The sequence below is a fragment of the Pseudomonas sp. PAMC 25886 genome, from assembly GCF_000242655.1.
Lineage (GTDB): Bacteria > Pseudomonadota > Gammaproteobacteria > Pseudomonadales > Pseudomonadaceae > Aquipseudomonas.
In genome coordinates this window covers 32,347-46,572 of record NZ_AHHC01000022.1, presented here as the reverse complement: position 1 = coordinate 46,572, position 14,226 = coordinate 32,347, and the positions used below count along the sequence as shown (strand labels likewise).

At 61.7% G+C, this 14,226-nt stretch carries 12 protein-coding genes; 9 read left to right on the top strand and 3 right to left on the bottom strand.

Going from position 1 to position 14,226, the window contains the following annotated elements; all coding sequences use genetic code 11:
- Window positions 1–94: 94 nt before the first annotated feature.
- Window positions 95–1,519, bottom strand: a complete 1,425-nt coding sequence (aspA, locus tag MUM_RS0106605; protein WP_010168341.1) for an aspartate ammonia-lyase — start codon at window positions 1,517–1,519, stop codon at window positions 95–97.
- A gap of 181 nt (window positions 1,520–1,700) precedes the next feature.
- Between aspA and MUM_RS0106600 the strand changes: the two genes are divergently transcribed.
- The 5 genes from MUM_RS0106600 (at window position 1,701) to MUM_RS0106580 (ending at window position 5,494) form a co-directional block, all read left to right on the top strand.
- The gene (locus tag MUM_RS0106600; protein ID WP_010168340.1) at window positions 1,701–2,624 is read left to right on the top strand and encodes a LysR substrate-binding domain-containing protein; all 924 of its coding nucleotides are present in this window, start codon (window positions 1,701–1,703) and stop codon (window positions 2,622–2,624) included.
- Window positions 2,625–2,940: 316 nt separating this feature from the next.
- Window positions 2,941–3,432 carry a 5-(carboxyamino)imidazole ribonucleotide mutase gene (gene purE / locus MUM_RS0106595; RefSeq protein WP_003213411.1) on the top strand — a complete coding sequence of 164 codons (492 nt, stop codon included), beginning with the start codon at window positions 2,941–2,943 and terminating at the stop codon, window positions 3,430–3,432.
- A gap of 11 nt (window positions 3,433–3,443) precedes the next feature.
- Window positions 3,444–4,529: a 5-(carboxyamino)imidazole ribonucleotide synthase gene (locus tag MUM_RS0106590; protein WP_010168338.1), complete on the top strand. Its 1,086-nt coding sequence runs from the start codon at window positions 3,444–3,446 to the stop codon at window positions 4,527–4,529.
- A gap of 104 nt (window positions 4,530–4,633) precedes the next feature.
- Complete coding sequence (locus tag MUM_RS0106585; protein WP_010168336.1) at window positions 4,634–4,879, top strand: GlsB/YeaQ/YmgE family stress response membrane protein; 246 nt, start codon at window positions 4,634–4,636, stop codon at window positions 4,877–4,879.
- 78 nt (window positions 4,880–4,957) lie between these two features.
- Complete coding sequence (locus tag MUM_RS0106580) at window positions 4,958–5,494, top strand: DUF3299 domain-containing protein (RefSeq protein ID WP_010168335.1); 537 nt, start codon at window positions 4,958–4,960, stop codon at window positions 5,492–5,494.
- 120 nt (window positions 5,495–5,614) lie between these two features.
- Here MUM_RS0106580 and MUM_RS0106575 read toward each other — a convergent pair whose 3' ends face one another.
- Entirely contained in the window at window positions 5,615–6,514 is a 900-nt protein-coding gene (locus tag MUM_RS0106575; RefSeq protein ID WP_010168333.1) for a D-hexose-6-phosphate mutarotase, read from the bottom strand.
- A 58-nt stretch (window positions 6,515–6,572) separates the two neighbouring features.
- Complete coding sequence (locus tag MUM_RS0106570; protein WP_003176975.1) at window positions 6,573–6,977, bottom strand: acyl-CoA thioesterase; 405 nt, start codon at window positions 6,975–6,977, stop codon at window positions 6,573–6,575.
- A 457-nt stretch (window positions 6,978–7,434) separates the two neighbouring features.
- On the opposite strand from MUM_RS0106570, the gene MUM_RS0106565 reads away from it, so the two are divergent.
- The 4 genes from MUM_RS0106565 to pstA all read left to right on the top strand — a co-directional run bounded on the left by MUM_RS0106565 (window position 7,435) and on the right by pstA (window position 14,126).
- Window positions 7,435–8,724 (top strand): MFS transporter, encoded by a 1,290-nt coding sequence (locus MUM_RS0106565; RefSeq protein WP_010168327.1) that lies wholly within the window; start codon window positions 7,435–7,437, stop codon window positions 8,722–8,724.
- Window positions 8,725–8,986: 262 nt separating this feature from the next.
- The gene (locus MUM_RS0106560) at window positions 8,987–9,976 is read left to right on the top strand and encodes a phosphate ABC transporter substrate-binding protein PstS (protein WP_003213401.1); all 990 of its coding nucleotides are present in this window, start codon (window positions 8,987–8,989) and stop codon (window positions 9,974–9,976) included.
- A 430-nt stretch (window positions 9,977–10,406) separates the two neighbouring features.
- The gene (locus MUM_RS0106555) at window positions 10,407–12,440 is read left to right on the top strand and encodes an ABC transporter permease subunit (protein WP_177324989.1); all 2,034 of its coding nucleotides are present in this window, start codon (window positions 10,407–10,409) and stop codon (window positions 12,438–12,440) included.
- Between the two features lie 15 nt (window positions 12,441–12,455).
- The gene (pstA, locus tag MUM_RS0106550) at window positions 12,456–14,126 is read left to right on the top strand and encodes a phosphate ABC transporter permease PstA (RefSeq protein ID WP_010168323.1); all 1,671 of its coding nucleotides are present in this window, start codon (window positions 12,456–12,458) and stop codon (window positions 14,124–14,126) included.
- Window positions 14,127–14,226 lie beyond the last annotated feature (100 nt).

The following is a 14,226-nucleotide window of genomic DNA, read 5'->3' as shown; positions in this document are numbered from 1 at the left end:
GAGGCAAAAAAAAGGGCCTGAAGAACGAGCCTTCAGGCCCTCAAAAGGTGAGAGGTGTCTAGTCCCTCAACCTGGTGAGCGGTGCAACAAACGCTTAGGCCTTCAGCGGGACCAAACGTGGGGCAATCATGTTTTCGGGGCGCAGGATGTCGTCGAGCATGGCGTCGTCGAGCAAGCCTTCTTCGCGCACCAGTTCCAGTACGCCGCGGCCGCTTTCAAGGGCGATACGGGCGATACGGGTGGCGTTTTCATAGCCGATGTACGGGTTCAGCGCGGTGACCAGGCCGATGGAGTGTTCCACCAGCTCGCGGCAGCGGGCTTCGTTGGCAGTGATGCCGACGATGCAGTGCTCGCGCAGCATGTCCATGGCGCGTTGCAGCAGGCGGATCGAGTCGAAGATCTTGTAGGCGATCAGCGGCTCCATCACGTTCAGTTGCAGCTGGCCGCCTTCGGCCGCGATGGTCAGTGCCAAATCGTTACCGATGATTTGGAACGCCACCTGGTTCACGGCTTCCGGGATTACCGGGTTGACCTTGCCGGGCATGATCGAGCTGCCTGGCTGGCGGGCCGGCAGGTTGATCTCGTTGATGCCGGTGCGTGGGCCGCTGGACAGCAGGCGCAGGTCGTTGCAGATCTTCGACAGCTTCACCGCCGTACGCTTGAGCATGCCGGAGAACAGTACGAAGGCGCCCATGTCGGAGGTGGCTTCGATCAGGTCGGCAGCCGGTACCAGCGGCTGGCCGCTGATGGTGGCCAGGCGTTGAACGGCCAGGGCCTGGTAACGCGGGTCGGCGTTGATGCCGGTACCGATGGCAGTGCCGCCCAGGTTCACTTCGGTCAACAGCTCGGGTGCCAGGGTTTTCAGGCGGGCCAGGTCTTCACCGAGGGTGGTGGCGAAGGCGCGGAATTCCTGGCCGAGGGTCATCGGCACGGCGTCTTGCAGCTGGGTACGGCCCATTTTCAGGACGTGGCTGAATTCTTCACCCTTGGCGGCAAACGACTGGATCAGGCTGTCGAGGCTGGCCAGCAGTGCGTCGTGGCCCAGCAGCAGACCCAAGCGGATCGCGGTCGGGTAGGCGTCGTTGGTCGACTGCGCCATGTTCACGTCGTTGTTCGGGTGCAGGTATTGGTATTCGCCCTTGTTGTGGCCCATGGCCTCCAACGCGATGTTGGCGATGACTTCGTTGGCATTCATGTTGGTTGAAGTGCCAGCGCCGCCTTGAATCATGTCCACCACGAACTCTTCGTGGAAATCGCCGCGGATCAGGCGGGCACAGGCTTCGCTGATGGCAGCGTGCTTGGCTTCGCTGAGCTGGCCCAACTCGCGGTTGGCGTCAGCGGCCGCTTGCTTGACCATTGCCAGGCCGACCACCAATTTCGGGTAATGCGAAATCGGAACGCCCGAGAGGCGGAAGTTATTCACCGCTCGCAGGGTCTGGATGCCGTAATACGCTTGAGCGGGTACTTCGAGTACGCCAAGCAGGTCTTTTTCTGTGCGGAAAGATGCAGCGGAGGACATGACGGAAATCATCTCGATATGGACCCGGGCTAGGCCGGAACGCTGTGAATGCTAGGCTTGCGGGAGGTTTTGGGCCAATGCTGTTAAACACTGGCCTATGCATAAACGGCATAATGTCGGTGTGACCCCGTTACCATGACGGACGTGTGTGCCAAAATGGTGCGTGCCCCGGGAGGATGTGATGAACCTTGAAAGCAAATGGCTGGAAGACTTTAGCGCCCTGGCTGCCACTCGCAGCTTCTCCCAGGCGGCGGAGCGGCGCTTTGTCACCCAGCCGGCGTTCAGTCGGCGCATCCGCAGCCTGGAGGCGGCGCTGGGGCTGACCCTGGTCAATCGCTCGCGCACGCCGGTCGAACTGACGGCGGCGGGGCAGTTGTTCCTGGTCACCGCGCGTACCGTGGTCGAGCAGCTCGGCGAGGTATTGCGCCACCTCCATCACCTGGAAGGCGGGCAGGGCGAAGTCATGCAGGTGGCGGCGGCGCACTCCCTGGCGCTGGGCTTCTTCCCGCGCTGGATCGCCCAGCTGCGTAATGAAGGATTGAACATCGCCACCCGGTTGGTCGCCACCAACGTCGGCGACGCCGTGCATGCGCTGCGCGAAGGCGGCTGCGACTTGATGCTGGCGTTCTACGACCCGGACGCTGCGATGCAGATGGACCCGGAGATCTTCCCGTCGCTGCACCTGGGCAACACTGAGATGCTGCCGGTGTGCGCCGCCGATGCCGACGGCAAGCCGCTGTTCGACCTCGAAGGCGAGGGCAGTGTGCCGCTGCTGGCCTACAGCGCCGGCGCCTTTCTCGGGCGTTCGGTAAACCTGTTGCTGCGCCAGCGGGCGCTGCGCTTCACCACCATTTACGAAACCGCCATGGCCGACAGCCTGAAAAGCATGGCCCTTGAAGGCCTGGGCATTGCCTGGGTGCCGCAGCTGAGCGTGCGCGCGGAGTTGGCGCGGGGTGAACTGGTGGTGTGCGGCGGCCCGCAATGGCATGTGCCGCTGGAGATTCGTTTGTACCGCTGCGCCCTGGTGCGCAAGGCGAATGTGCGGTTGCTGTGGCGCAAGCTGGAAGGGGGTGCGGCGCAGAATCCGGCGGCTGAACGCGGTTAAATGTGGGAGCTGGCTTGCCTGCGATTGGGGTGGGTCAGCGCCTGAAATGTTGGCTGATACACCGCTATCGCAGGCAAGCCAGCTCCTACAGGGTTTTGCGGTGTTTTCGCTGACCTGAAAGTCAATAAAACCGCTACTTTGCGCCACTGGACAGATGGTCATTCCAGGGGCTGTTTATCTGCATTATTACGGTATACTGCGCGGCCTTCGGCCGGTCCAACCGGCCTTAATTCGTACACCAAGCCACGCCGGATTTCCCGCGTGGCTTGTTGTTTTTTGACGCGCCTGCGGGCGCCCAGAGAGAAGAGGCACGACGATGAGTGCATTGGTTGGCGTGATCATGGGCTCCAAGTCCGATTGGTCCACCCTTAGCCACACCGCCGATATGCTGGAAAAACTCGGCATTCCCTACGAAGTGAAGGTGGTTTCCGCCCACCGCACTCCGGATTTGCTGTTCCAGTATGCCGATGAAGCAGAATCCCGTGGCATCGAGGTGATCATCGCCGGTGCCGGCGGTGCAGCTCACCTGCCAGGCATGTGTGCAGCCAAGACTCACCTGCCCGTGCTGGGCGTGCCGGTGCAGTCGTCGATGCTCTCGGGCGTGGATTCGCTGTTGTCCATCGTGCAGATGCCCGCCGGTATTCCGGTGGCCACCCTGGCGATCGGCAAGGCCGGCGCGATCAACGCAGCATTGCTGTCCGCCAGCATCCTCGGTGCCAAGCACCCGCAGTTCCATGCGGCGCTGAAAAAATTCCGGGCTGAGCAGACAGACAGCGTCCTGGACAATCCAGACCCACGCATTGCCTGAGGTTGTTGACGATGAAAATCGGTGTAATCGGTGGCGGCCAACTGGGCCGCATGCTGGCCCTGGCGGGTACGCCGCTGGGGATGAACTTCGCTTTCCTGGACCCGGCGCCAGACGCCTGCGCGGCGGCGCTGGGTGAACACCTGCGGGCTGACTACAGCGACCCGGACCACCTGCGCCAACTGGCCGATGAAGTCGACCTGGTGACCTTCGAGTTTGAAAGCGTCCCGGCTGAAACCGTGGCCTTCCTGTCGCAGTTCGTGCCGGTGTACCCGAGCGCCGAAGCCTTGCGCATCGCTCGCGACCGCTGGTTCGAGAAGAGCATGTTCAAGGACCTGGGCATCCCGACGCCGGCCTTCGCCGACATCCAGTCCCAAGACGACCTGGACGCTGCAGTCGCCTCTATCGGCCTGCCGGCCGTGCTGAAAACCCGCACCCTGGGTTACGACGGCAAGGGCCAGAAAGTCCTGCGCACTGCTGCCGATGTGGTCGGTACCTTTGCCGAGCTGGGCAGCGTCGCCTGCCTGCTGGAAGGCTTCGTGCCGTTCACCGGTGAAGTCTCGCTGATCGCCGTGCGTGCCCGCGATGGCGAAACCCGTTTCTACCCGCTGGTGCACAACACCCACGACAGCGGCATCCTCAAGCTGTCCGTGGCCAGCACCGATCACCCGCTGCAAGCACTGGCTGAAGATTATTCGAGCCGAGTGCTCAAGCAGCTGGATTACGTCGGCGTGATGGCGTTCGAGTTCTTTGAAGTCGACGGCGGCCTGAAAGCCAACGAAATCGCCCCGCGCGTGCACAACTCCGGGCACTGGACCACCGAAGGCGCCGAGTGCAGCCAGTTCGAAAACCACCTGCGGGCGGTGGCGGGCTTGCCGTTGGGCTCCACGGCCAAGGTCGGCGAGAGCGCGATGCTCAACTTCATCGGCGTGGTGCCGCCGGTTGAGCGTGTGATCGCGATCGATGACTGCCACCTGCATCACTACGGCAAGGCCTTCAAGGCCGGGCGCAAGGTCGGCCACGCCAACCTGCGTTGCAAGGACCGCGCGACGCTGCAAGCGCAGATCCTCAAGGTCGAAGCGCTGATCGCCGAGCAATAACCCAAGGCGGGGCGGGAACCATTGGTACCCGCCACCCTCTGATTGCAGGAAGCCAAAGTCTGACTAGGCTTTGACTGAGTTCACTTCATTCAGAGGGAAATGCCATGGGTATCATTGGAACCATCTTTATCGGCTTGATCGTTGGCCTGCTGGCGCGTTTCCTGAAGCCAGGCGACGACAGCATGGGCTGGATCATGACCATCCTGCTGGGTATCGCCGGTTCGCTGGTTGCAACCTATGGTGGCCAGGCACTGGGTATCTACCAGGCGGGCCAGGGCGCGGGCTTTATCGGTGCACTGATCGGTGCGATCGTGTTGCTGGTGATCTACGGTCTGCTGAGAAAGAAGTAATTTAGCGACCAGGCCCTCTGCGCTGCGCAGGCGCAGAGGGCTAGAATGCCGGCACTGTAATCCTTGCCGAGCCTCTCCATGCGCCGTCTTCTGTTGACTCTCCTCTTGCTGGGCTCTGGCCTGGCGCACGCTGGCGAACTGCCGGAAACCGACTGGCTGGAACTGATGCCCAAGTCGGACCAGAAAGCCCTCGAAGAAATGCCCGAAATCGACCACAACTCCCCGGAAGCCCAAGGCACCTTCACGGCCAAGGGCGGCCTGAAGCAGAGCAAGGGCTTGCCGGCGGTGATGTATTCGACCAAGACCGTGGCCGCCATGAACGGCAAGAACATCCGCATCGGCGGCTACCCCGTGCCACTCGAAACCGACGCCAAGGGCCGCAGCACGCTGTTCTTCCTGGTGCCTTACCCGGGCGCGTGCATCCACGTGCCGCCACCGCCGCCCAACCAGTTGGTGCTGGTGCGTTATCCCAAGGGGTTGAAGCTGGATGATATCTACACGCCGCTGTGGGTGACGGGCACGCTGAAGGTGGAGAAGGTCAACAACGACCTGGCCGATGCGGCCTATGCGCTGGATGCGGGGAAGGTGCGGGTGGTCAAAGAGTCGGACTTGTAAGCCGCGACGCCATTCAAAATGTGGGAGCTGGCTTGCCTGCGATGAGGGCCTGACAGTCGACATCTCTGTCGCCTGACACTCCGCTATCGCAGGCAAGCCAGCTCCCACATTTGATTGGGTTTACAGGGCGATACCGCTGATGCTCACACCCAGGGTATGGCTTTCGCCCGGCGCGAGCGTTACCGCATCGTCCAGCACATTCGCGGTCTCGATGCAGAGCATGCCCTGCCAGCCGTCGTCGGCCATGTCGCTGAAGGCCTTGGCGCGTTCGGTCCACGGGTTCCAGATCACCGTCGAGCGCGAGCCTGTGCTGCTGAGCTGAACACGGCGCTGCCAGTCTTTGTCGACAATGTTCAGCTGCGCCGGCGTGTCGAGGTAGATGCGGTCGGTCTCGGCGGTGAAGTGCAACAGCCCGGATTGTTGCTTGTGGGTCCAGCCGTCGGCGGTATCGATATAGGCCAGGCCGTCCAAACCTTCGACCTGCACATTGCGCACATCGCTGACCGCAAAGTAGCTGTGCAGTGCCTGGCTGAGGCTGACGGTCTCGGTGCCACGGTTATGGCTGGTCAGGCGAATGTGCAACTGATCATCCAGCAGGAGGCTCATCTTCAGGTCGACCTGATGGGGCCAGCCCGGGAAGCCACCTTCGGGCACCGGCAGTTCCAGCTCCACGCGCAGTGCTGTGCCTTCAGCTTCAACGCCCACCAACGCCCAGTCGGCGGTCCGCACGAAACCATGCGCGCCCGCCGGCGCGTCACCCTGATACATGGCCTTGACGCTCTGCGGGTTGCGGTCGAATACACCAAACCACGGCCAGCACACCGGCACACCGGTGCGAATGCCTTTGCCTTTCTTGAACACCACGTCGTCGTTGGGCCAGATCAGCGGCTTTTCGCCGGTGCGCTGGTAACTGACGATATGTGCGCCTTGCTGGGCCACCACCAATTCGGCGCCGTTATGGCGGATGCGCCATGCGTTCAGCTCATCCAGTTTGACGGTTTCAACGTTGGGTGTAGACATAGGCACGCGCTCTCAATGGCAGACAATGGGGCAATGGACCGTCAAAACGTCGCGATGTTTAACGCGCCCGCGACGGAACCGACCTGGTGCGACCGCTGCCGTCGATGGCAACGAACACAAACACCGCCTCGGTGACCTTGCGCCATTCGCTGGACAGCGGGTCGTCGCTCCACACTTCGACCATCATCTGGATCGAGCTGCGGCCGATTTCCAGGGCCTGGGTATAGAAGGACAACTGTGCGCCGACTGCCACGGGCACCAGGAATGCCATGCGGTCGATCGCTACGGTCGCCACGCGGCCACCGGCAACCTTGCTCGCCATGGCCGTGCCGGCCAGGTCCATCTGCGCGACCAGCCAGCCGCCGAAGATGTCGCCGAAACCGTTGGTTTCACGCGGGAGTGCGGTGATTTGCAGGGCGAGATCGCCTTGCGGGATAGGATCTTCTTGTTCGAGTTCGATCATGCCGGTGCCTCTGACCCGTGACGCTTCATGGGTATTTCAAGTGGATAGCCGTCTTCTGGAAAAACGTTTCAGCACCAACATACACCGCTCGATGCGTTTCTCGTAAGGCGTACTAAAGGGAAACTCTGCCAAATCGGCTGGCGGGCCGCCAACGGCGTTTTGGCACAGCAGCCCCTCAAGGATGCGGGTCTGGCGCTTGCAATGGCCGAGTATATCGAGCCGTCGGCGCCACGACGACCTCCTGCGGCTCATTTGGTCGGTAAATAGACGCTGTATCGCGGCTTTTTCCGGCAACTGTGCTCCTGCTCATGTTAATTGCACGTCTGCGACGGGAATATTTCGCTCATCTGAACTGTTAACTGCTCAACGCTGTGCTTTTTCAAGCGATTTGCTATCTTGCCAAGCCTGCCGCAAGTCCCGGGCTTGCCGTCCTGACTACTATAAGAGAAGCCTTGCCATGTCCTCCGTGCCCGCAAGCAGCGCGCAACCTTCGCGCCCGCTGACCCGCAACGACTACAAAACCCTGTCGCTGTCTGCCTTGGGCGGGGCGCTGGAGTTCTACGACTTCATCATTTTCGTGTTTTTCGCCACGGTGGTCGGAAAGCTGTTCTTTCCCGCCGACATGCCCGAATGGCTGCGCTTGATGCAGACCTTCGGCATCTTCGCTGCGGGCTACCTGGCGCGGCCGTTGGGCGGGATTATCATGGCGCACTTCGGCGACCTGCTGGGGCGCAAGAAGATGTTCACCCTGAGCATCTTCATGATGGCCGTGCCGACCCTGATCATGGGCCTGCTGCCCACCTACGCACAGATCGGCCTGTGGGCGCCGATCCTGCTGTTGCTGATGCGCGTGATCCAGGGCGCAGCGATTGGCGGTGAAGTGCCGGGCGCCTGGGTGTTCGTGTCCGAGCACGTGCCGCCGCGTCATATCGGTTATGCCTGCGGTACCCTGACCAGTGGCCTGACGGCGGGCATCCTTTTGGGTTCGCTGGTGGCGACCGCCATCAACACCCTCTATAGCCCGGAGCAGGTGTCGGATTACGCCTGGCGGATTCCTTTCCTGTTGGGCGGTGTGTTTGGCCTGCTGTCGGTGTACCTGCGTCGCTGGCTGCATGAAACCCCGATTTTCGCCGAGATGCAGCAGCGCAAGACCCTGGCGGCTGAACTGCCCTTGCGTGCGGTGTTGCGTGATCACCGTGGTGCCATCGTGCTGTCGATGCTGCTGACCTGGTTGCTCTCGGCCGGCATCGTCGTCGTGATCCTGATGACCCCGACTGTGTTGCAGACCGTCTACCACTTCAGCCCGACTGTTTCGCTGCAAGCCAACAGCCTGGCCATCGTTACCCTGAGCATTGGTTGCATCATTTCAGGCGCCCTGGCGGACCGCTTCGGTGCGGGCCGTGTGCTGATCGCCGGTTGCGCATTGCTGCTGGCAACTTCCTGGACGCTGTACCACAGCCTCGCCAATCATCCTGACTGGCTGTTCCCGTTGTACACCCTGACGGGCCTGTTTGTGGGCACGGTCGGCGTGGTGCCCTACGTGATGGTGAAAGCCTTCCCGCCAGTGGTGCGCTTCAGCGGTCTGTCGTTCTCCTACAACGTGGCGTACGCGGTGTTCGGCGGCCTGACGCCGCTGGTGGTGTCGCTGCTGATGAAGGAAAGCCCGATGGGCCCGGCGTACTACGTGGCAGTGATCTGCACCATGGGCATGCTGGTGGGTGCTTATCTGTGGAAGCGCGGGCGCTAACTTACGAATACCCTTGTGGTGAGGGAGCTTGCTCCCTCACCACAGATTTTGCTCGGCAACCCTTACAGAGTGTTTCCAACGAACGGCTCCATTCGCTTCAACCTCCTCGCAAGCCCCCGAATTTATTGAACTGCCCCTTCCTGTCAGGTTTTTCATGAATGATGGCCTTTCATCTAATTGTCATATTACGGACATAGAGTGTTCACACGGCCTACCGATACTTGGCCCCGATCCAATTATCCCTATCTGCTAGGAGCAAGGCATGAAACTGAAACGTTTGATGGCGGCAATGACTTTTGTCGCTGCTGGCGTTGCGACCGCTAACGCGGTAGCCGCTGGTGTTGACCCGGCCATTCCGGCTTATGTGAAGACCACTGGTGTGTCGGGCAACCTGTCCAGCGTTGGTTCCGATACCCTGGCAAACCTGATGACCCTGTGGGCTGAGGGTTACAAAAAGGAATACCCGAACGTCAACATCCAGATTCAGGCCGCCGGCTCCGCCACTGCACCTCCTGCGCTGACTGAAGGCACCTCCAACCTGGGCCCGATGAGCCGCAAGATGAAGGACACCGAACTGGCTGCCTTCGAGCAGAAGTACGGCTACAAGCCAACCGCTATCCCGGTTGCCGTGGATGCCCTGGCCGTGTTCGTGCACAAGGACAACCCGATCCAGCACCTGACCATGGAACAAGTCGACGCGATCTTCTCCTCGACGCGTCTGTGCGGCGCCAAAGCTGACGTCAAGACCTGGGGCGACCTGGGCGTGACCGGCGACCTGGCCAACAAGCCAGTGCAATTGTTCGGTCGTAACTCGGTATCCGGCACCTACGGCTACTTCAAGGAAGAAGCCCTGTGCAAAGGCGACTACAAACCTAACGTGAACGAACAACCAGGTTCGGCGTCGGTTGTGCAGTCCATCAGCTCCTCGCTGAACGGCATCGGTTACTCGGGCATCGGTTACAAAACCGCCAGCGTGAAAACCGTGGCCCTGGCCAAGAAAGGCAGCACTGACTTCATCGAAGACAGCGAAGAAAACGCCCTGAACGGCAAATACCCGCTGTCGCGCTTCCTCTACGTTTACGTCAACAAAGCCCCGAACAAGCCTCTGGCCCCGCTGGAAGCCGAGTTCGTGAAGCTGGTTCTGTCCAAACAGGGCCAGGAAGTGGTAGTGAAAGACGGCTACATCCCGCTGCCAGCCAAAGTTGCCGCCAAGGCACTGGCTGACCTGGGCCTGAAAGAAGGTGGCAAATAAGCCGCCGGTAAACTTGTCTTGAGCCGGGGTTTAGCCGCGGTTCAAGGCCTGGGCGGGGTCTGCAGGACCTGGACCTCGCCTCCCATTTTTCAGTCTGCTGCCAGCTACGCTGCGCGGCGGATTTCTTGCGTCACTGCATTGTCATCTTTCTGTCATACAGGATCGCTAGGGTGTGCGCATGAATGATCTGGCCAATTCCACCATGACGACGACTTCTCCCCCCAAGCGCATTGATTTCAATACGCCTGAGCTGCAACGCAAGCGCCGAATCCGCGCGCTCAAGGATCGCCTGACCCGCTGGTACGTGCTGATTGGCGGCCTCGCCGTGCTGGGCGCGATCACCTTGATCTTCTTCTTTCTTGCCTATGTAGTCGCGCCGCTGTTCCACGGCGCCAACCTGACCAAGGAAGAGGCCCTGACGCCGGCCTGGCTGCAGGACGCCGGCAAGCCGCTGATGATTTCCATGGAAGAACAGAACCAGGTCGCGATGCGGGTTTCCGACAAGGGCCAGGCACTGTTCTTCAGCGTTGATACGGGGGCCGAACTCAAGCGCGTTGACCTGCCATTGCCGGCCGGTGTGACAGTTGCTTCCATTGGTGAAGACCAGCCGGGCAGCCCACTGGTGATCCTCGGCCTGTCCAACGGCCAGTCCCTGGTGTTCCGCCATACCTATAAAGTGTCGTACCCGGACGGCAAGAAGACCATCTCGCCCGCCATTGAATACCCTTACGGCGAAACGCCGATCGTCCTCGACGAACAAGGTCGTTCCCTTGAGCACGTAGCCTTGAATGCTACCGACTCGACGCTGGTGGTGGCCGGTTCCAGTGGCGCCCATCTGAACGTGCTGTCTATCAGCCGTGAAGAAAACATGATGACCGAGGAAGTCACCACCGAGCAGAAGCGCATCGAACTGCCGCAAATGACCGAGCCGGTGAAAGCCATTTTCGTCGATCCGCGCCAGCAGTGGCTGTACGTGATCAACGGCCGCGCCCAGGCCGACGTGTTCAGCCTGCGGGACAACAGCCTCAACGGTCGATACAAATTATTGGAAGACGGCGTTGCGCAAGTCACCGCCAGTACCCAACTGGTGGGCGGCATCTCGCTGATCATCGGTAACTCCAGCGGTGGCCTGGCGCAGTGGTTCATGGCCCGTGACCCGGACGGCGAACAGCGTCTGAAGCAGATTCGTACTTTCCAGATGGGCACCGCGCCGATCGTTGAAATCACTGCTGAAGAACGTCGCAAAGGCTTCACTGCCCTCGACGCCTCCGGCAAGTTCGGCGTGTTCCACAGCACCGCCCACCGTACGCTGCTGGTGGACCCGGTGGTCGAGGGCACCGGGATCTTCGGCATGTCGCCACGGGCCAACCGGGTGATCGTCGAAGCCGGCGGCAAGCTGCAACCGCTGCTGCTGGACAACCCGCACCCGGAAGTGTCCTGGAGCGCGTTGTGGAGCAAGGTCTGGTACGAAAACTACGACGAGCCTAAATACGTCTGGCAATCGACCGCCGCCAACACCGACTTCGAACCCAAGATGAGCCTGGCCCCGCTGACCTTCGGCACCCTGAAGGCCGCGTTCTACGCCATGCTGCTGGCGGCGCCACTGGCGGTTGCCGCTGCGATCTACACCGCTTACTTCATGGCCCCGAGCCTGCGCCGCAAGGTCAAGCCGGTGATCGAGTTGATGGAAGCGATGCCGACGGTGATCCTCGGCTTCTTCGCCGGCCTGTTCCTGGCGCCGTATGTGGAGGGGCATCTGCCGGGGATTTTCAGCCTGCTGATGCTGCTGCCGATCGGCATCCTGGTGGCCGGATTCATCTTCAGCCGCCTGCCGGAGTCGATCCGCCTGCGGGTCCCGGATGGCTGGGAAAGCGCGATCCTGATCCCGGTGATCCTGTTTGTGGGCTGGCTCTCGCTGTACATGAGCCCGTACCTGGAAACCTGGTTCTTCGGCGGCGACATGCGCATGTGGATCTCCCACGACCTGGGCATCACCTACGACCAGCGCAACGCCCTGGTCGTCGGCCTGGCCATGGGTTTTGCGGTGATCCCGAACATCTACTCCATCGCCGAAGACGCCGTGTTCAGCGTGCCACGCGGCCTGACCCTGGGCTCGTTGGCCCTGGGCGCCACGCCATGGCAGACCATGACCCGCGTGGTGATCCTGACCGCCAGCCCGGGCATTTTCTCGGCGCTGATGATCGGCATGGGCCGTGCGGTGGGTGAAACCATGATCGTGCTGATGGCCACCGGCAACACGCCGGTGATGGAGATGAACCTGTTTGAAGGCCTGCGCACCCTGGCGGCGAACGTCGCGGTGGAAATGCCCGAGTCGGAAGTCGGCGGCAGCCACTACCGCGTGCTGTTCCTCTCGGCGCTGGTGCTGCTGCTGTTCACCTTCATCATGAACACCCTCGCCGAGCTGATCCGTCAGCGTCTGCGCAAGAAATACTCGTCGCTTTAAGAAAGGTAGAAGTCTGTGAAACAGAACTCCCTGAATGGATGGTTCAAGAGCGGCGCCCCGGGCGTCTGGATCAGCGGTGGCGCGGTGTCCATCGCGGTCATCATGACCATTGGTTTGCTGGCCGTGATTGCCGTGCGTGGCCTGGGCCACTTCTGGCCGGCCGACCTGATCCAGGCCAACTACAACGTGCCGGGCCAGGAAAACCACATTGTCATCGGCGAAGTGGTGCAGAAAGAAGAAGTGCCCCGCGAGCGCCTGAAAAGCGCCGGCTTGCCGGTGCCGGACCAGGGCCCGGAGTTCATGACCCGCGAGCTGATCAAGGTCGGCAACCGTGACTTGAACGGCAACGACTTCACCTGGATCGTCGGCGAGTGGCTGACCAACCAGACCAAGCCTGCCGAGCTGATGACCATCGAGCGTCGTGAGTGGGGCAACTTCTACGGCACCCTGGTCAACGTCAAACAGGACGGCAAGGTCATCGCTGAAGGCGAGGCCGCCTGGCCGGAGCTGCAAGCCCGTGTCGACCGCGTCAACAAGCTCGCGGCCCAGCTCAAGACCCTTGAGAAGTCCGACATCGGCGCGATCAACGCCGGCCTCGAACGCATCCGCCTGCACGGTCGCAAGCTGGAGCTGGAAGGCAAGCTGGACGCCACCGCCCAAGCCGACATGGACAGCGGCCGCGCCGAGCTGAACAACCGCTACAAAGACATCGAAGCCCGCCTGGCGGACCTGCACACCCAGTTCAACCGCGACAGCCTCACCGCCCGCGATGGCAACGGCAAAGAAATCGAAATCGGCATCGGCAAGGTGGTGCACGCTTACCAGCCGAACGCCATGGGCTACCTGACCAAGGTCGGTTTCTACTTCAGCAAGGTCTGGGAATTCCTCAGCGACGACCCACGGGAAGCCAACACCGAAGGCGGGATCTTCCCGGCGATCTTCGGCACCGTGATGATGACCCTGATCATGGCGATGATTGTGACGCCGTTCGGCGTGCTGGCGGCGGTGTACCTGCGTGAATACGCCAAGCAGAACACCCTGACCCGCATCATCCGCATCGCGGTGAACAACCTGGCCGGTGTGCCTGCCATTGTTTACGGCGTGTTCGGCCTCGGCTTCTTCGTTTACGTACTGGGCGGCTCGCTCGACCGGCTGTTCTTCGCTGAAGCGCTGCCGGCACCGACCTTCGGTACCCCGGGCCTGCTGTGGGCGTCCCTGACCCTGGCGCTGCTGGCGGTGCCGGTGGTGATCGTGGCCACCGAAGAAGGCCTGGCGCGGATTCCCCGCACCGTGCGTGAAGGCTCTTTGGCACTGGGCGCAACCAAGGCGGAAACGCTGTGGAAGATCGTGCTGCCGATGGCCAGCCCGGCGATGATGACCGGCATGATCCTCGCCGTGGCCCGCGCCGCCGGTGAGGTGGCGCCACTGATGCTGGTGGGTGTGGTGAAACTGGCGCCGTCGCTGCCGGTGGACGGCAACTACCCGTACCTGCACCTGGACCAGAAGATCATGCACCTGGGCTTCCACATTTATGACGTCGGCTTCCAGAGCCCCAACGTCGAGGCCGCACGGCCGCTGGTGTACGCCACCGCGCTGTTGCTGGTGCTGGTGATCGCCACGCTCAACCTGTCGGCGGTGTGGATTCGTAACCACCTGCGCGAGAAGTACAAGGCGCTGGACAGTTAAGTGGGCACCTGTGGGAGCTGGCTTGCCTGCGATGCCGGCGACTCGGTTGAACAGGTACACCGCGGTGATGCCATCGCAGGCAAGCCAGCTCCCACAGGGT